The sequence below is a fragment of the Rhizobium sp. KDH_Rht_773_N genome, from assembly GCF_052946295.1.
Genome location: NZ_JBRFNB010000002.1, coordinates 745452 through 763048, shown reverse-complemented (window position 1 = coordinate 763048; position 17597 = coordinate 745452). Strand labels below are relative to the sequence as shown.

Here is a 17597-nt window from a genome sequence, read left to right as displayed (position 1 = left end):
ATCGCCATTGCTATCGCCTCTCTCCTTGCCCGTCCTTGACAAATCTCAATCCGACCGGGCGGCGCTCGAACTGACACAGATCAAAATCGTCCGTCCGGATTCGTGGCAAGGGTGAGAAACACCCGCAAGGACCGGATCTGATGAACCTGCCGACATTCGCGATCGCCATCGTCTCGCTGCTGATCCTTCCAGGTCCGACCAATGCGGTTCTGGCCCTGGCTTCCACAGCGCTGACGCTTTCGCGGTGCCTGTCGCTCGTCGCCGCGGTGGTGTCTGCCTATCTCGTCGTCATCGTGCCGGTGTCTGGCATCGCCGCCCCGTTCCTCAACGGCCATCCGGGCATTGCCGGCACCGTCAAGCTGATCTCGGCAAGCTGGGTTCTCTATCTTGCCCTCAAGCTCCTGGTTCCGGCGCCGGCGGGCGGGCAGAACAGGCTCGGCGCCGGTCAGCTCTTCGTCACCACCCTGCTCAATCCCAAGGCCATCATCATCGGCCTCACGCTCGTGCCCGCTGTCCAGGCGGGACCGACGAGCGCGATGGCGATATTCGCCGGCTGCGCGACGGCAACGTCGGCGATCTGGCTTGGCCTCGGCAGCCTGCTCGTCGGACGCCGCGCACAAATGCCGCCTGCCGTGCGCCATTGCGGCTGCGCGGTACTGGTCGCCTTCTCCCTGACCCTTGCCGTCAGCGCGCTGTGGTCCTGATCGCCATGTGAGATTTTCGCGGGCAGCCCGCCTGTGTCCTTGCGTCTTGCCCTGCATCCGGTGCGGCGGCGGACCGTTTCTTGATGTTGGTCAATGTACGGTCCGTGCGAGCAGCTAGAATTGCCTGATCATCCGGCAGGCGAGGCGAGTGATCCGATATGTACCGAACGATAATCTGCGCAATAGGCACCGGCCCTCGCGAGACCGCCGAGCGCATCCTGAACAGGGCAGCCGGCCTTATCGACAAGGACGGCTCGATCTTCGTCATCCACGCCCTGGAAGCCGCCCCGCGCTACATGGCGGCGAGCCTGCCGGAAGACTTCGAGACCGCCGCCATAGAGAATGCCGAGGAGAAGCTCGCCCTGCTCTGCCGGCAGATGAAGATCCCTGCCCTGGTGGAGGTCCATACCGGCAGCGCGGCCAGGGTGCTTCTGACCGCCGCGCAGGAAAAGAAGGCCGATCTCATCATCCTGTCGACCCATGTGCCGGATATTACCGACTATATTTTCGGGGCCGTGGTCGACCGCGTGGTGCGACACGCCAAATGCTCGGTCCTCGTCGATCGCAAACCGAGTGCGGGCCAGGGGCAGGGCCGGCCTGCGCGGTAACGGGTTTCGTCGGATCGGGCCGGGTCACTAGCCAAACATCCTCCCCGTCCGGCGCAGATTGTCGTGCCAGCCGAGCGCCTCCTCGATCAGATGCGGTGTTTGCCCGCCGCGCAGCAGCGCGCGCCTGTAATAGTCCGCCAGCGCTTCGCGATAGTTCGGATGGGCACAGTTGGCGATGATGACCTCCGCCCGCTCCCGCGGCGCCAGGCCGCGCAGATCGGCAAGACCGATTTCCGTCACGAGAATGTCGACGTCGTGCTCGGTATGGTCGACATGGCTGACCATCGGCACGACGCGCGAAATCGCGCCGTCCCTGGCAAGCGACTTCGTCACGAAGATCGACATATAGGCGTTGCGGGCGAAATCGCCGGAGCCGCCGATACCGTTCATCATGTGCGTACCGCCGACATGGGTCGAATTGACGTTGCCGTAGATATCGAGTTCCAGCGCCGTGTTGATGGCGATGATGCCGAGGCGTCGGATAACTTCGGGATGGTTGCTGATCTCCTGCGGGCGCAGGACGAGCTGGCGCTTGTAGCGCTCGATCGCGGAAAATACCTGCAAATGCTTCGCCGTCGACAAGGTCATCGAGGACCCGGAGGCGAAATTCAGCTTGCCGGCGTCCATGAGATCGAAGGCCGAATCCTGCAGCACCTCGGAATACATGGTGAGGTCGTGGAAAGGCGTTTCGGCAAATCCGTGAAGGACCGCGTTGGCGATCGTGCCGATGCCTGCCTGGAGCGGCAGCAGGCGCTCGGTCAGCCTTCCCTGCCGCACTTCGTTGAGCAGGAATTCGGTGAGATGGCCGGCAATCGCTTTCGTCTCCGCGTCCGGCGCTTCGACCGTGGACGCGCTGTCGCCGCTCTGCGTGACGACGATCGCCGCGATCTTTTCCGGCGAGATCGGGATGAAGGGCGTGCCGATGCGGCTGTCGGGCGTCACGACCGGGATCGCTTCGCGGCTTGGCCGGCGTGTCGGGATATAGATATCGTGCAGCCCTTCGAGCGCTTCCGGCTGCGACAGGTTGATCTCGACGATCACCTTCGGCGCCAGGATGGCGAAGCTCGCCGAATTGCCGACGGAGGTGGTCGGCACGATGCCGCCCTCCTCGGTGATCGCGGTTGCCTCGATAACGGCGACATCGACGGGTGCCAGCTGGCCGCTGCGCAGAAATTCGACCGTTTCGGACAGGTGCTGGTCGATGAACATCACCTCGCCGGCGTTGATCGCCTTGCGCATGACCGCGTCGGACTGGAAAGGCATGCGGCGGGCGATGGCATGGGCTTCGACGAGCGTCCGGTCGAGATTGTTGCCGAGCGAGGCGCCGGTCATCAGCGTAACCTTCAGCGGATCACGCTTGGCCCTTTCCGCCAGGGCGAGCGGCACGGCCTTGGCCTCGCCGGCGCGGGTGAAGCCGCTCATGCCGACGGTCATGCCGTCGGTGATCAGCTTGGCAGCTTCGTCGGCACCGACGATGCGATCCCAGAGCTGCTTGCTCCGGAGACGATCCTTGAACATGGCAGGTCAATCCTCAATGCGACAGCAGGACAGGCAGCGTGATATTGGCCAGCACGCCCTCGGTGGCGCCGCCGAGCACGAATTCGCGCAGGCGCGAATGGCCGAACCCGCCCATGACGAGCAGATCGGCACGCCGCTCGAACGCCCTGGCCTGCAGGACTTCGCCAATCGGCACGCTGCCTGCCTGCGCCCGCACCGTCTCCGCCGCCACCCCGCTCTTGAGCAGGTTTTCGACAAGCTGGTCGCCCGTATCGGATTTGAGCGGCTTCTCGTCGGTGACAGACAGCAGGCAGACCCTGGCCGCCCTCTCCAGGAAGGGCGAAGCGTCATGGGCGGCGCGCGCGGCAGCCCTGCTCCCGTCCCAGGCGATGGCGACGTGGTCCAGCCGCCCGCCGAACGGCGCGGCGGGATAGAGGATGAGCGGCCGGCCGGAGAGAAAGAGTACAGCCTCGACGATCGGGCGGGAGATGCCCGCCGATTCCAGAAGCACGAAATCATATGCGCGCGAGGCCTCGGCGAGCGCTTCGGCGACGAAAGGCTCGCCGGCCTTGATCTCGCGCACGCAGACCTCGACGCAGGCGTCCTTGCCTTGTTCGAGCGCCCTTTGGGTGAGCGCGGAGGCCCGGCTGCGGCTCAGCGCCTCAGCGTCCCGCGCCATCTTCGCCGCATCGATGATCAATGACGACAGCGCATTGGAAACATCGGGGATCGTGATCACCACTGGGCAAACGGTGAGCGTTGCCTGCATGTGGCGGGCAAGTGCGACCGCATTGGCGATGATGAACTCGGACGTCATGTCCGGATAGGTGAGGAGCGGAAGAAAAAGGTGCTGTTTCATCGGGAGGCTCCGAACGGAAAATGGTAAGGCCTGATCCTCATCACTTTCGCATCCGTTGACAGTCTCGCATTGACATACCTCAATTCTGACAGGCAACGCGCCCGAGCCGGACAGCTTCCCTGCGAGAGTGCTGATGCCAAAGCTCACGTCAGCAGAAAGCCGGCAAATGCGGCCAGAGCCGCGCCAGCGGTCGCGGCCGCCAGACGAAGCGCGTAGGCGAGGCTTCCCGTGACTGCCGCCAGAACCGCTTTCGCAAGGAGATTGGCGAAAGCGGCGACCGCTATGGCGCGGGCGGCCACCTCCGCAGGGAGCTGGATCGAGGTGAGTTTCGCGACGGAGAGCGTGATCGCGTCGAGATCGCCCAGTCCCGTCACGAAGGCAAGGACAGGCAGCGACTGTGTTCCGAAAACGACCAGGGTCGCCCGCGTCAGGATCGTCACCACGGCAAGAACAAGAGCAAAGCGCAGCGCGACCATGACCTCGAGCGGATTTCGCGGCGAGAAATCGGGACTGTTATCCGGGCGCCGCAACGCTCCGGCAAGCCCGCCGCCAATCACGAAGACCGCGGCCGCCGGGGCAAGCAATGGCGCAAGCTCCCGCAGAACCGCCGGCGCCACGACGCCGCAGATCAGCAGCGCCCGGGTCAGGGATACGGCTCCCGCCAGCATTGCCCCGGCCGACAGCAGGGAGGAGAGAGCGGGCACCTGGACCGACTGACGGGCAAAGGAAAGCGTCAGGGCCGTCGAGGAAACGATGCCGCCGCTTGCGCCGGTCAGCAGGATGCCGGCGCGTGCGCCGCCGATCCTGATCAGGATATAGCCGGCAAAGGAGACGGCGCCCACGAGGATTGTCAGCATCCAGAGTTCGAAGGGATTGATCGCCTGCCAGGGGTCGATCGGCGCGTCGGGCAGGATGGGCAGGATGACGACCGTCATCGTCAGCAGGATCAGGGCGGCCCGGAGCTCGAGCCAGGTCAGCCGCCGAAGAAAGCCGTGCAAGGGTTCGCGCGCCGCCAGAAGCACTGTTATGGCAACGGCGGCCGCTGCCGTCGTCGTCATGTCGGCAACGACGGCGCTGAAACCGAGCACGAAGACGGTTATCGCCGCAATGGCTGCGGTCGCGCTGAAATCCTTGTCGCGCGCCACCTGCATGGAGCTGAAAACGAGGATGGTGATGCAAAAGAACACGAACACAGCCGTCGGAAGGATGGGGCCTGTCACCGGCTGAATGAAGCCGCACAGGCCGCCGAGGAAACTCGAGAGGCCATAGGTGCGAATGCCGGCCACCCTTTCGCCGGCTGCCGCCTCGCGTTCCTGCCAGCCGCGCTCGATGCCGACCAGGATACCGATCGCAAGCGCCAGGCTGAGGCGCTGGAATGCTTCCGTTGTCATCAGCAATGTCATCATTGGCCGGTCCAGTCGCTGCCGGTCTTTTCCTCAGCGGCGCCTGGACGGTTCGCGTCGCGAAACAGCGATCCGAGGGCGGCGGGAAGAATGCCGCAAATCAACGCATTCCAGACAAAGGACGGCTTTGCAGCGTCATGGCGTGCCCATGGCGAAGGGATAAGCCGGATACCGATCCGCAGGTTAACCCATTCCTCCCGCAGGTGGTAGGACGCAGTCCCCGCCGCACGCGGGATGGCAACGCCAAGACCACGGCCCGAACGGGAACGCACCGGTCTCCAGGCCGTGGCCATGAGCCATATCCCGGAGGGAGGGACGGCGTGGTCCTGCCGGCGAGGGTCGTCCATTTCTCGTTCTCCTCCTCCCGCAGAACCGATCACGGCACGCGCCTGCGATCATTGCGCTGGATCAACATGCCGCCTGGGAAATTTTCCGTGGGAGTGAAGGAGCGGAGGCGCGAACCGTCTTTGACGATCGTCAATGCCGGTTTGCCGCGGTTGGGGGATCATGGCATCATGAGGATGAGGAACAGTTCATGAAGGCGATGATCCTGGAGGCCATGGGGGCGCCCCTGCGCCCGGTCGAGCGGCCGGATCCCCTGCCGGGAAAGGGCCAATTGATGCTGAGGGTCGAAGCCTGCGCGGTGTGCAGGACGGATCTTCACGTCTGCGACGGCGATCTCCCGAGGCCGAAGCTGCCGCTCGTTCCCGGCCATGAGATCGTCGGCATCGTCGAAGCAGTGGGAGAAGGAATAGCGCCGTCGCGCCTGGGACAAAGGGTCGGTGTGCCCTGGCTCGGCCATACATGCGGCCATTGCCCGTTCTGCAGCAGCGGCGAGGAAAACCTTTGCGATGCGCCGCAATTTACCGGCTACACCCGCGACGGAGGTTTTGCCACCCACGTCGTTGCGGATGCCGATTATGCCTTTGCGCTCGACGGCAAGGCCGATCCGATCGCGCTTGCCCCGCTCCTCTGTGCCGGCCTGATCGGCTGGCGTTCGCTGAAGAAGGCCGGCGACGGCAAGCGCATCGGGCTTTACGGGTTTGGCGCGGCCGCGCATATCATCGCGCAGATCTGCCGGTGGCAGGGCCGCGACGTCTATGCGTTCTCGCGCCCCGGCGACGAAGCGGCGCAAGGCTTCGCGCGCGGTCTCGGCGCCGTCTGGGCAGGAGGCTCCGACGAGCGCCCGCCCGTTGCGCTTGACGCGGCCATCATCTTCGCGCCCGTCGGCGAACTCGTGCCGGCGGCGTTGAGGGCGGTGCGGAAGGGAGGCCGCATCGTCTGCGGCGGTATTCACATGAGCGATCTGCCCGCAATGCCCTATGCCTTGATCTGGGGCGAGCGAAGTGTGGTTTCAGTCGCCAACCTGACGCGGAAAGACGCCGAGGAATTCTTCCCCGTCGCCCGCCAGGCAGGCGTGCGCACCCACACGAAGACCTATCGGCTCGAAGACGCCAACGCTGCGCTTGACGATTTGCGTGCCGGCCGCCTGAGCGGAGCGGCGGTCCTGGTCCCTTGAAGGGTCCTGCGTCGGACCACGCCACTGACTGGCCGGACGGTGATGCTCTCAAGCCGCTCGACCGCCGCAGAGCGCCAGCAAATCTTCGCCGTCAATAAAGATGACTGAATTACTCTTGTTTTTCTGCAGGCAAGCGGGTTATACCGCGCGCGCCCTTAGAATCCCCATGTCGGGGACTCGAAGAACAGGACGTTTCATGAAGGTTTTCAAGTCTCTCACGGCTCCCGCGCTTGCCGCCGCACTCGGCCTGATCGCCACGCCGGCATTGTCGGAGCCAACCAGATATCCGCTGACGCTCGACAATTGCGGCGCGAAGGTCACTGTTGCCAAGGCTCCGGAGCGCGCCATCGGGCTCGGCCAGAACAGCGCCGAGATCATGCTGCTTCTCGGCCTGGAAGACAGAATGGCCGGTACCGCATTCTGGCCGAGCAAGGTTTTGCCGCAGCTTGCCGAAGCCAATGCGAAGGTCAAGCTTCTGTCCGTTGAATTTCCGACCTTCGAGTCTATTCTGGCGCAGAGTCCGGATTTCGTGGCCGCCGCCCTGCCCAGCCTGGTCGGACCGACGAGCAAGGTTGCCAAGCGCGAGGACTTCGACAAGGTCGGCGTGCCAAGCTACGTTTCTCCCAGCACCTGCCTCAGCACCGAAAAGGTCAAGGATCAGTACGGCAGCCGCGACCAGCTGTGGAACATGGATCTCCTGTACAAGGAGATCGACGAACTCTCGCAGATTTTTGACGTCGCCGATCGCGGTCAGGCGCTGATCGCCGACTTCAAGAAGCGTGAAGCGACATTGCGCGCCAACGCCCCCAGGGACGGCAAACAGCTTTCCTACGTCTTCTGGTTTTCCAGCCAGTCGCCCTCCGCGGACGCCTATCTGGGCGGCAAGAACGCGGCATCCGGCTTCATCGCGGATCTGCTCGGCGGCAGGAATGCCATCACCGCCGAGGCGGAATGGCCGACGCTCGGATGGGAAAGCATCATTGCCGCCAGTCCTGACGTCATCGTCGTCGCCAATCTCGACCGCAACCGCTGGGAACTCGACAAGCCTGAGGCCAAGATCAGCTTCCTGAACAGCGACCCGGCCGTCAGCCAGATGCCGGCGGTGAAAAACAAGGCGATCGTCGTCATGGACGGCCAGGCCATGAACCCGACGATCCGCACGATCTACGGCGCGGAGCAGGTGGCCGCGCAGCTGAAAGCACGCGGCCTGATCAAGTGACCGCCTCGAACCGTCCGCTCCGGCAGGCCGTCCTTTTCGCCCTTCTCCTGTTGGCCGCCCTTGCGGCGGTCGGCCTGGTCGTCGGCATCAGCGTCGGGATCGGCGACCTGCCGATCCCGCTTGCAACGACGTTTGCCGCCATCACGAACAGGCTGGGATGGACGGCCGTGGAACTCAACCGCATCCACGAGACGGTGATCTGGGACTATCGTCTCAGCCGCGCGCTCGTGGCCGCCTTCTGCGGCGCGGGACTGGCTCTGTCGGGTGCGATCATGCAATCGCTGCTGCGCAACCCGCTGGCCGAACCCTATGTGCTCGGCATCTCCGCCGGCGCATCCACCGGCGCGGTCGCCATCGTCATTCTCGGCCTCGGTGCGGGCGCGGTTTCGTTGTCGGCCGGGGCGTTTGCCGGCGCATTTGCGGCCTTCCTTTTCGTAGCGCTACTGTCCAACGGCACGCGTGGCGGCGCCGACCGGACGATTCTCGCCGGCGTTGCCGCTTCGCAGCTCTTCAACGCCGCCACATCCTACATCGTCACGACATCAGCCAATGCGCAGCAGGCCCGCGACGTCATGTTCTGGCTGCTCGGCAGTTTCGGCGGCGTGCGCTGGCCGGAGTTTGCGCTGGTTTCGGTCGTCATCGGTTTCGGGCTCGCCGTCTGCCTGCTCCATGCAAGGGTTCTGGATGCTTTTGCCTTTGGCGACGAAGCGGCCGCATCCCTCGGGGTCAACGTCGGCCGGACCCGCATCGTCCTGTTTGCGCTGACAGCGATGATGACGGCCACGATCGTCAGCATGGTGGGCTCGATCGGCTTCGTCGGCCTTGTCGTACCGCATGCGGCGCGTTTCGTCGTCGGGCCGCTCCATGTCCGGCTTCTCCCGGCTTGCGCCGTCGCCGGCGCAATCTTCATGGTGCTTGCCGACATTGCCTCACGTGCCCTCATCCCGCAACAGGTCCTGCCGATCGGGGTCGTCACGGCGCTGGTCGGCGTGCCCTTCTTCTCCGTCATTCTCTACCGGTTCCAGCGCGCATCATGAGTATCAAGGCAGAAAACCTCGTCTGGAAAATTGGCAGGAAGACCATTCTAGACGGCGTCTCCTTCGAAGCGCCGCCGGGAAGGATGCTTGGCCTTCTTGGCCCGAACGGCTCCGGCAAGACATCGCTGCTGCGGCTTCTCGCCGGCCTGAAGCGCCCCCATTCCGGGCGCATCTTGCTCGATCGCAAGGACATAGGGGCCATCGGGCGCCGCACGATCGCGCAGCGCGTTGCCTTCGTCGAACAGCATGCAACGACCAACGCCAATCTCAGGGTCGTGGATGTCGTCAAACTCGGACGCTTTCCGCACCGTTCGATGTTTTCCGGCTGGACGCTTGCCGACGATCAGGCTGTCGAGGAAGCGCTGGAGCGGGCCGGAATGAGCCGCAATAGGCACGATCGCTGGCAGAGCCTGTCCGGCGGGGAAAAGCAGCGCGCCCACATTGCGAGGGCTCTGGCACAATCACCGAAAGAACTGATCCTCGACGAACCGACCAACCATCTCGATATCCAGCACCAGATCGGCCTCATGCGGCTCGTGTCCAGCCTGCCCGTCACCAGCATCATCGCGCTGCACGACCTCAACCACGCGGCCATGTTCTGCGACGCGCTGATCGTCATGCAAGGCGGGAAGATTGTCGCGTCCGGCACGCCGGCCGACGTATTGACCAAGGAGATGCTCAGGGACGTTTTCTCGGTGGACGCCCACGTCGAGATCTCGCCCTACCATGCCCGGCCACACATCCACTATCGCCGTTGACGATGCTGCCCTGCGATTTCAGTTGGCGCAGAGCTTTTTCAGCGCGTTCTCCACGCCTTTGCGAAGAGCAGCCGCTATCTCCGGTTCGAACGTCGTGACAACGTCTCCGAACTCTCCCCCTGCCTCGACAATATCAATCGAACTTGCCTCCGTCACGCAGGTGGCGAGATTTGCCTGCAGGTGAACTCGGGCCTTTGCCGAGAACCCGCCCTCCAGAGGCGAATCCTGCGACGTCTTGCACGCGAGCGTGCCGAGCGCGTTTGCCTCGGCCTGATCCCCGTCAACTCTGATTTCGATCGTGTCGATTTTAACGAAGTCGAGCCGGTCGATGCCCAGTTCGACTTTCACGCCGAAAACCGGCTGCCTGACCTTCAGTGGCTTGCAGGGCTGCGCGGCCGCGATCGCCCGTTCGAGAACATTGGCCGCGAATGCCGGCGTACTCAAAAGCGGTGCGGCAATGACGATCGCGCTGAAGGCCACGCATCCCGGGTGGCGCCAGCCGTTCCGCCATCCCGCGCCCTGACGCTTCCTGTCACCGGGCAAGCTGGATCCCGTCTTCGAACGAACGTCACGATTATCGACCCGCATGGTCTTCCTCACGTCGAAATGCGTCTGGCGAGATCAGAATACAGTGTCCCGATGCAAAGGAAAGAACGTTGCATCAGGTCATTGCCTGCGCCTGCGACGTGACCTTAAGACAAAGGACGGGCAGAGCGGTGCCCGGGGTTCTGGCCCTGTCCCTGCCCGTCCTCGACCGGCAAGCCGGCCGATCTTCCTGGCACCTGTCCCAAATCTTTGCAGACGCGCTGGACAGCGCCGACCCTTCCGTCAATGCGTCATTGCCGGCTTTGGCTTCTTTTCCGTCCACTGCGGCGGAGCGCCGTACCTCGAAGCGAGCGCGCCAAGCAGCCCGGGCGCGCGCCCGAACGCTTCGCGGGCCGCATATTTCGGTTTTCCGCCAAGCCAGGAGCGTGCGCGTTGTCTCGACGGGAGCGAAAGGTTCAATCCCTTCGGCTCCTTTCCGGCAATCAGCACTCGCGAGAAGTCGTCGGCGAATTTCGCAGCCAGTCCATAGGCGTCGCCCACTTCGGAAACGCGGGGTTTGTCCTGAATGGAATTTGCGCCACGCGACCACAGCATCGCGGCATTTTGCGTTCCCGCGGCGTCGAGCGCTTCGGCTTCGATCGCTAGGCCGCCGAGGCCGAAGGGGAGGCGCGGCACGCCGACAGGCAGGGCAAAGCCGGAGCCGACACTGACGACAGTGGCGACGCCGGCAACTGCCTTGTTGGTCGGAACGATGTCGGCGATAACCGACCGGATCGTCAGATCGGCCGGCTGGCCGGCCGGAACCATCTGATATTTGTCGCTCAGCGCCACGCAAAGAGCCCGGTCGAGAGCGTTGGAAACCATCGACCGGTCGGCTTCGGACCTGATCTTGGACGCAGCGCCGAAGGAAAAGACCGTCGGGACGATGGCAACCGTCTTTACCCGCGCCAGCTGTGGCCCGTCGACATAGAGCCGTTTCTTGGCAAACGTCCCCTTCTGCGGACCGAGTTTCTGGTAGGAAGCAAGCGCTCCGGCCTCCTTGAGCGGTACGGCAGCGCATCCGGAACCGGTCGCCGCTGCCAGCAAAACAATGAATCCCACGAGCAATGCCCTGGATGGACGCCTGAAAGGCGGCTGGCTGAAAAATCGACGGCGCGAATGGAAATTGCTGGGCATGTCTGTCGTTGGCCTCCGGTCATGACGATGACCGGACACTCGGAGCGAACCATTGCCGCAGAATTACATGGCCCGCCGTGCCCGGCATCTTGAAGCCGGATCGAGGCCCCTATTCGCTTGCCCCGCTCCATTTGCCGGTTTCACACCGTCGGCACGATGACCGGCGGGTCCGGGCCTTCGCCGTCAGGCAAATCCATCTGTTTCTTTCGCGTTACGGCAAGACGACATGCCGAAAGGCGGAACCGGTCATGTTTCCGCAATTATTGGAGCCCAAATGGAAATCCGTTCAACGCGCAAAGGACGGACCTGACCTTCCCCGTCCTCAACTTTGGAACAGGCCATGGCTTCAGAACGGACAGCAGGACCGGCCGCAAGGCTGGCAGCTATCGCATCCAGCTCCATTGCCGTCACATATCTCGCTGCGGCATGGGGAACGGGCAACATCCGGCAATGGCCTGTCATCCCGATCTTCAGGAGGGTGGGAAGGGCGATCAGCCTCGGGACAGGCGGGATGAAGGCGGGTTTCGTGCGGTTCGAACCTGCAGCGCGGGTTAGCGTGCAGCCGTGACGCGCAAGACCATGCTCCACCTGCTCGCAAACCTGTTGTTCGCAACGATCCTGTTTGGAGCGCTTTTCGGCGGTCCGATCGTGATGCTCATTTTGCTTTCGGAGCGACTTGCGCTGTGACGACGCGAACCGGCAGGCCAATATTCCGGTACGCGGCCTCTGCGCCGGCGCTCGCTGCGACAGACGCGCCGCGTGACCCCGCCGGGCGGCGGCCCTGCGATCCCCGCCGGCGCAAGGACCATGCTCCGCCGCTCGATTTTGCTCCTCGATCGCGGCCTTCCACCGGAATCTCATTCAAACAAAGGAACACGAAATGCCTGCAGTTCGCTTGCCAGTCGGCCGATTTTTCATGCCGTTGCTCGCCCTTGCGGTTCTGGCCGGCGCACCGGCGCACGCCGAAGAACCTCTTTCCAGCGTGATTGCCGACGGCAAGCCATGGGAGATGGTCGTCGTCAAGCGAAGGGCCTCCAACATCCTCGTATTTCGTCCGGATGGCGGCGGTACGATCAGCGACAGCCTGGTCAGCATCAATCCGACATGGAGGGCCGTTCCGAACGGAATTTGCATAAGGCCGCGGCCGGAAGACCCGGAAAAATGCCTTCGGCTGACCCGGACGAAGGCCGGCATCGAAGCCTCGCAGAACGGCAAAACCGTTTGGCTGCTCAAGCGATGAAGCCCCAGCCCACAGCCAGGATTTCGATGTCGACGCAAGCGGGCGCATATGGCTGCCGGCGCCCCCTCCCCCGATCAGGTCTTGTCCTGTCGTGAGAAAGGCCGCCTGACGACGTGGCCGGCATCAGTCGAGTGCTTTCGAACTGCTGCCGGCCCCATGCTTAGGCACGGTTTCGCTGGCCTCCAACCGCTTAAGAGCCCCGAAGATCCAGGTGATTGTTGATCTCGGGAGCATCTATCCGGTAAGGGAAGCGATCAAACAGGGATTCGGTTACTTTGCCACCGGCAGGAGACCCGAGAAAAAGGTAGAAATGCGCTACTTCATTACGGGAACGGCAGGCTTCATCGGCTTTCATCTGGCCCGCCGGCTGCTGCAGGATGGGCATGAGGTAACAGGCTTCGACGGACTGACACCCTATTACAATGTCCGGCTGAAGGAGATGCGTCATGCGGCGCTGACGCAATATCCTGCCTTCCGCCCGGTCATCGCCATGCTCGAGGACAAGGCAGCGCTGGAAGCCGCCATTTCAGCTGCCAAGCCGGACGTTCTCATTCATCTGGCAGCGCAAGCCGGTGTGCGTTACAGCATCGAACATCCGCAGGCCTATCTGCGTTCGAATATCGAAGGGTCCTGGAATATCCTGGAGCTGGCAAGCCGCATCGAACTGCGCCACCTCATGCTGGCCTCGACCTCCTCGATCTACGGCGCCAACACGCATGTTCCCTTCCGCGAAACCGACCGCGCCGACGAGCCGCTAAGCTTTTATGCTGCTACCAAGAAGTCGATGGAGCTGATGGCGCACAGCTACTCGCATCTCTACAAGGTCCCGACCACGGCCTTCCGCTTCTTCACCGTTTACGGCCCGTGGGGCCGGCCCGATATGGCGCTCTTCAAATTCGTCAAGAACATGATCGAGGACAAGCCGATCGAGATATACGGCAAGGGCAACATGAGCCGCGATTTCACCTATATCGACGATCTCGTGGAAGCCGTGGTCAGATTGTCAGGCGTCGTTCCCTCGGAAGCCAACCGCGTCGCCGATGCTGAAATCGAAACCCTCTCGCATCAGGCCCCCTTCCGCATCGTCAATATCGGCGGCGGCCAGCCGGTCAGCCTGATGGACTTCATCGAGAAGGTGGAGAATGCGATGGGGCACAAGGCAAAACGCGTCATGCTGCCGATGCAAAAGGGCGACGTGCCGCGCACCTTCGCAAGCCCCGATCTTCTCCAGGCCCTGACGGGCTACCAGCCGAGCACGCCTTTGGAAGCGGGCGCCAGGGCCTTCGTCGATTGGTATCTGGAAGCCAGGCAGGAGCTCGGCGTGGTCGATATCTGACCCGCTGACGGCTATTGCGATGCGTCAATACGCTTGAGGCAATAGGAAAAGTGAGCATCCGGTTCGAGCGTCAAAAACTCGAAGCGCCAGCCATATTCGACACAGAATTTGTTGACCGCCTCGACAACCCCGTAGACGACGGGTTTGACCGTGTTTCCGGTACAGAAATCATGGCCGGCGATCCGGCCATCCTGCTTCACCTTCCGGTCCGCAAGCAGAAGTTCCTCCCAGGTCAGCGCGAAGGAATGATCGGTATCGATATAGAGCCAATCGAAAGTGGCATCGTCGAACCGGGACAGCATGTCGAGCGACGTACCCTGACGAATCACCACACGGCCGTCGGCGATCTCGGAGGCGAACTTGCCGTTGATGATGCCGAGGCCTTCGGAATAGCGGTCCATATTCCACGGATCGACGAGATAGAGCTGCCGGGGCTGGTTGCGTGCCAGAATCTCCTCGCTGAAAGCCCCTTCTGCCACGCCGAGTTCAGCAACGACCCCACCCTTCGGCAGATTGTCGAGCAGCCTGCCGCGATCAGGCAGCAACCTGGCATGTTCCGTGTGGACGTCGTCCAAAAAGGCCCGTGGCGTGCTTTGCCGAAGGGCTGCTCGCTGCTCTCGCGTCGTCATTTTCGCTCCATATTCTGACAGACGCACCTCTACAGACAATGCCCCTCGCGGGGAAGAGCGGCATGCACAGGCAAATTGCTCAGAAATTCAAAAAGAGGCTTGCGGTTCTTTCTCAATATCGCTAGAGACGCTGCACCGAACGATGACACAGAGCATCGCGGGCGATTAGCTCAGTTGGTAGAGCGCCTCGTTTACACCGAGGATGTCGGGAGTTCGAGTCTCTCATCGCCCACCATTCCCGAATTCCCCCTTTGATTACGCATCGCTTTTTTCCTCGTTTGTCTCATTTGAATTTTGAGGCTGCGAAAGTGAGACACTTTGCTTCTCCTCGATCCGCTTTAAGCCTCGATAGGCGCCGGCGATCAGCTTCCGTCTGTTGGCTTTTTCCACGTAGATTTGCGCCGTTTTCATGTTAGTCCAGCCGAACACCGCCATCAGCTGAGGCACCGCTTTCCGCGAAGGCAACGGACGCGGTCTTTCGGAGGCCGTGCGCTGAGCATTTCGGCAAACCCGCCTTATCGCACCATTCGCGCATCTTGTTCCCGAGCCGGTCGATCACGAACGGCTTGCCGAACGATGTGACCAGATACGCATCATGCCCTGTTTTCGTGGCTGCTAGTGCGGCCTCAAGTTCCTTGGTCATCAACGCTTCGATCGTCACAGTGAAGCGATCGCGGTTCTTATATGCGGTGAAACGAAGCCAGCGTTGGCCCTCAATTATCGTTTCATTGCGTGGGCCGAGGCTGCAGGCGTCGGAACGACGGGCGCCAACGTTGATCATGATTTCCATCCAGGAGCTCGCGGATCTTGCACGCGCCCCAGTGCGGCTTGTCTTGTCTGCATCGCACGATCATCCCCGAAAGGAATTCGTCAGAACTCAGCTCCAGCACCTTCAGCTTGAGCACCATGCCATTCAATTCGCCCGAATCGCTGCCCGAGGCGTGGTAAAGCCGATTTCCATATCGACGACTTTATTTGTGGAAGAACGGTTGGAATTCAGATTGCGATTTGCAACGACAATCTCGACACACCGTCAATCTCAGGCTACGCAAATGCCGCCATGTTTGATCAACCCAAGATTACAAAAAAAGACAATTACAGACCGGACATCGATGGCCTTAGGGCAATTGCTGTTAGCGCGGTGGTTGTCTTCCACGCCTTTCCAAAACTCTTACCGGGGGGGTTCCTAGGCGTCGATGTCTTCTTCGTTATTTCCGGCTATCTGATTACCGGCATTATTTTACGGGATATCGGAGAGACGCGTTTTGCGTTGTTGGCGTTCTACCAACGTCGCATTCGACGGATTTATCCTGCACTCATTCTCATGCTGATCGCTTCGCTAATTGCAGGCCTTGCACTATTGATGCCGACCGAGTCTCAGCAACTGGGGTGGCACACTCTTGGATCGGCTTTATTCATACCCAACCTACTGCTGTGGGGAGAGTCCGGCTATTTTGACACAAACTCTTTGAGCAAGCCACTGCTACACCTATGGTCGCTGGGCGTCGAGGAGCAATTCTATCTTGCGTGGCCAGTTGTGCTGTGGATGGCAGCTCGCACCAAGATACCGCTGCGCATTGTTCTGGCAGCTATTACCGCGCTGTCTCTGGCTCACAATATCTACCTGTCGACGCACGATCCGATCGCGGCGTTTTATTCGCCCTTAAGTCGCACATGGGAACTGGCGGCGGGGGCAATACTTGCGGCCGGCCCGCCAATCGCCCTTTCTGCCCGCATTCGAACAGTCGCGCTTGGCTTAGGGTTAACGCTAGTAGTTGCCGCCCTCGTACTAGCTCAGGAGGCCACTATCGAACCTTTGCACAATGGCATGGTGGTTTTCGGCGCCGCCCTTATGATAAGCTGTGGCGAAAATAGCCCGCTTTCTCGTTTATCGACCTCAACCAAGCCATTCGTCGCGATCGGTCTTATCAGCTATCCACTCTATCTTTGGCACTGGCCCATTCTGGTTTTTGCCCGCAAGATCGACGGCCAGCCAAGCGCCCTTGTCACGTGCCTCTTTGTGGCGCTTGCAACTGCACTTGCTGCCGTCACCTACCTTGGAATTGAAAGACCTTTGCATCGTGTCCCCGCGACCAAAGTTGCGTCTGCATTCCTGGTGGCTCTTATTGGTATCGGATGCTTCGGCGCAGCCAACAGTCAGGTCGACATGCGATCCCTCTTCTATCCCGAGAAAATGAGAGATATACTCGTATACTCTCGCTACGATTTCCGGTCAGACGCCCGAATTGGCACATGCTGGCTTTATGACGAAAGCCAGGATTATACGAGTAACTGCGCTCCAAAGCATGTGCAAGGTCTCCCGAGAATAGCTGTTTGGGGTGACTCGCACGCCGGCCGTTTATACCCCGGCCTTGCAATTGCGGCGCAAGGAAGAGCGCAAGTGGGAGACTATGCTGCAGACGCCTGCCCTCCGATCGTCGGCGCGGCCTCAACATGCGGTCTCTTCGTATCTCGCGCACTGAAATCCATCCTTGACAGTAAACCAGACATCGTCGTTCTCTACGCTCACTGGTCACACTATTCCGACACTTTCGGCGCGGACAACTCTTTCGCGATCGGCCTAAATGCTACGATTGACGCACTGGAACACGCAGGGATAAGAGTGGCGCTTGTCGGACCGTTCCCGAATTATTCGGAAAAGCTTCCGGACTTAGTGTTCAAGAAGTGGCTTTCGAGCCGATCAGGCGGAATACCGATTGCAATCGAGGGTATGCCATCCAGCGATGTTGCGTCGGCAGAGGCTGCACTGAGCACGCTAGCCAAGACGCGTCACCTAGAGTATCTGTCCCTCACCAACTTACTCTGCCGAAATGACGCTTGCGCTACAACATGGTCGGGCGACCCATCTGACCTGCTTTCATGGGACTACGGCCACCTAACCACCGACGCAGGGAAGTTTGTCGGTGACAGGTTACTTGCTAACCTAGGATACTAAGAATAGTTGACCGGGTGCGTTATTCCTTTGCGTTCCGGCGCGCAAAGTTTGGACGCCAATTGACAACTCCTTTCTCGCGGGCCAAGTCGGGGCCAATCAGCCCCTCGTCA

At 61.7% G+C, this 17597-nt stretch carries 18 protein-coding genes and 1 tRNA gene; 11 read left to right on the top strand and 8 right to left on the bottom strand.

The annotated features are described in order from the left end of the window. The first annotated feature begins 140 nt into the window (after positions 1–140). Both ACU8HS_RS25475 and ACU8HS_RS25470 read left to right on the top strand, forming a co-directional pair. Positions 141–704, top strand: a complete 564-nt coding sequence (locus ACU8HS_RS25475; protein WP_447015959.1) for a threonine transporter RhtB — start codon at positions 141–143, stop codon at positions 702–704. Positions 705–862: 158 nt separating this feature from the next. After that, the gene (locus tag ACU8HS_RS25470; protein ID WP_447015958.1) at positions 863–1312 is read left to right on the top strand and encodes a universal stress protein; all 450 of its coding nucleotides are present in this window, start codon (positions 863–865) and stop codon (positions 1310–1312) included. A 27-nt stretch (positions 1313–1339) separates the two neighbouring features. Here the strand turns inward: ACU8HS_RS25470 and ACU8HS_RS25465 are convergent, their stop codons facing one another. The 4 genes from ACU8HS_RS25465 to ACU8HS_RS25450 all read right to left on the bottom strand — a co-directional run bounded on the left by ACU8HS_RS25465 (position 1340) and on the right by ACU8HS_RS25450 (position 5364). After that, complete coding sequence (locus tag ACU8HS_RS25465) at positions 1340–2830, bottom strand: acetyl-CoA hydrolase/transferase family protein (RefSeq protein WP_447015957.1); 1491 nt, start codon at positions 2828–2830, stop codon at positions 1340–1342. 13 nt (positions 2831–2843) lie between these two features. Further along, positions 2844–3668 carry a universal stress protein gene (locus tag ACU8HS_RS25460; RefSeq protein WP_113414034.1) on the bottom strand — a complete coding sequence of 275 codons (825 nt, stop codon included), beginning with the start codon at positions 3666–3668 and terminating at the stop codon, positions 2844–2846. A gap of 143 nt (positions 3669–3811) precedes the next feature. After that, complete coding sequence (locus ACU8HS_RS25455; protein WP_447015956.1) at positions 3812–5074, bottom strand: MgtC/SapB family protein; 1263 nt, start codon at positions 5072–5074, stop codon at positions 3812–3814. Further along, complete coding sequence (locus tag ACU8HS_RS25450; RefSeq protein ID WP_447015955.1) at positions 5071–5364, bottom strand: SPW repeat protein; 294 nt, start codon at positions 5362–5364, stop codon at positions 5071–5073. Before ACU8HS_RS25450 ends, ACU8HS_RS25455 begins: the two co-directional genes overlap by 4 nt. A gap of 242 nt (positions 5365–5606) precedes the next feature. On the opposite strand from ACU8HS_RS25450, the gene ACU8HS_RS25445 reads away from it, so the two are divergent. The 4 genes from ACU8HS_RS25445 to ACU8HS_RS25430 all read left to right on the top strand — a co-directional run bounded on the left by ACU8HS_RS25445 (position 5607) and on the right by ACU8HS_RS25430 (position 9604). Then, positions 5607–6590, top strand: a complete 984-nt coding sequence (locus ACU8HS_RS25445) for a zinc-dependent alcohol dehydrogenase family protein (RefSeq protein WP_447015954.1) — start codon at positions 5607–5609, stop codon at positions 6588–6590. A gap of 196 nt (positions 6591–6786) precedes the next feature. Continuing rightward, complete coding sequence (locus tag ACU8HS_RS25440) at positions 6787–7809, top strand: ABC transporter substrate-binding protein (protein WP_447015953.1); 1023 nt, start codon at positions 6787–6789, stop codon at positions 7807–7809. 47 nt (positions 7810–7856) lie between these two features. Continuing rightward, the gene (locus ACU8HS_RS25435; protein ID WP_447016462.1) at positions 7857–8846 is read left to right on the top strand and encodes a FecCD family ABC transporter permease; all 990 of its coding nucleotides are present in this window, start codon (positions 7857–7859) and stop codon (positions 8844–8846) included. Beyond that, positions 8843–9604 carry an ABC transporter ATP-binding protein gene (locus ACU8HS_RS25430; protein WP_447015952.1) on the top strand — a complete coding sequence of 254 codons (762 nt, stop codon included), beginning with the start codon at positions 8843–8845 and terminating at the stop codon, positions 9602–9604. Before ACU8HS_RS25435 ends, ACU8HS_RS25430 begins: the two co-directional genes overlap by 4 nt. An 18-nt stretch (positions 9605–9622) precedes the next feature. On the opposite strand, the gene ACU8HS_RS25425 is transcribed toward ACU8HS_RS25430, so the two are convergent. Together ACU8HS_RS25425 and ACU8HS_RS25420 are read right to left on the bottom strand one after the other, a co-directional pair. Next, a complete protein-coding gene (locus tag ACU8HS_RS25425; protein WP_447015951.1) occupies positions 9623–10192 on the bottom strand; it encodes a hypothetical protein in 570 nt (189 codons plus the stop codon). Between the two features lie 240 nt (positions 10193–10432). Beyond that, on the bottom strand, positions 10433–11326 hold the full coding sequence (locus ACU8HS_RS25420) for a DUF3313 domain-containing protein (protein WP_447015950.1): 894 nt from the start codon (positions 11324–11326) through the stop codon (positions 10433–10435). Positions 11327–11890: 564 nt separating this feature from the next. On the opposite strand from ACU8HS_RS25420, the gene ACU8HS_RS25415 reads away from it, so the two are divergent. The 3 genes from ACU8HS_RS25415 to ACU8HS_RS25405 all read left to right on the top strand — a co-directional run bounded on the left by ACU8HS_RS25415 (position 11891) and on the right by ACU8HS_RS25405 (position 13902). Then, positions 11891–12013, top strand: coding sequence for a hypothetical protein (locus ACU8HS_RS25415; protein WP_447015949.1), 123 nt, complete (start codon positions 11891–11893; stop codon positions 12011–12013). A 229-nt stretch (positions 12014–12242) separates the two neighbouring features. Beyond that, complete coding sequence (locus ACU8HS_RS25410; RefSeq protein ID WP_447015948.1) at positions 12243–12566, top strand: hypothetical protein; 324 nt, start codon at positions 12243–12245, stop codon at positions 12564–12566. A gap of 310 nt (positions 12567–12876) precedes the next feature. Next, positions 12877–13902, top strand: a complete 1026-nt coding sequence (locus ACU8HS_RS25405) for an NAD-dependent epimerase/dehydratase family protein (RefSeq protein ID WP_113414025.1) — start codon at positions 12877–12879, stop codon at positions 13900–13902. An 11-nt stretch (positions 13903–13913) separates the two neighbouring features. On the opposite strand, the gene ACU8HS_RS25400 is transcribed toward ACU8HS_RS25405, so the two are convergent. Continuing rightward, a complete protein-coding gene (locus tag ACU8HS_RS25400; protein WP_113414024.1) occupies positions 13914–14531 on the bottom strand; it encodes a class I SAM-dependent methyltransferase in 618 nt (205 codons plus the stop codon). A 159-nt stretch (positions 14532–14690) separates the two neighbouring features. Here ACU8HS_RS25400 and ACU8HS_RS25395 point away from each other — a divergent pair. Continuing rightward, a tRNA-Val gene (locus tag ACU8HS_RS25395) sits at positions 14691–14766 on the top strand. A gap of 177 nt (positions 14767–14943) precedes the next feature. On the opposite strand, the gene ACU8HS_RS25390 is transcribed toward ACU8HS_RS25395, so the two are convergent. After that, positions 14944–15321, bottom strand: a complete 378-nt coding sequence (locus ACU8HS_RS25390) for a tyrosine-type recombinase/integrase (RefSeq protein WP_113414022.1) — start codon at positions 15319–15321, stop codon at positions 14944–14946. Between the two features lie 270 nt (positions 15322–15591). Here ACU8HS_RS25390 and ACU8HS_RS25385 point away from each other — a divergent pair, with 270 nt between their 5' ends. Next, a complete protein-coding gene (locus ACU8HS_RS25385; RefSeq protein WP_447015947.1) occupies positions 15592–17487 on the top strand; it encodes an acyltransferase family protein in 1896 nt (631 codons plus the stop codon). Positions 17488–17597 lie beyond the last annotated feature (110 nt).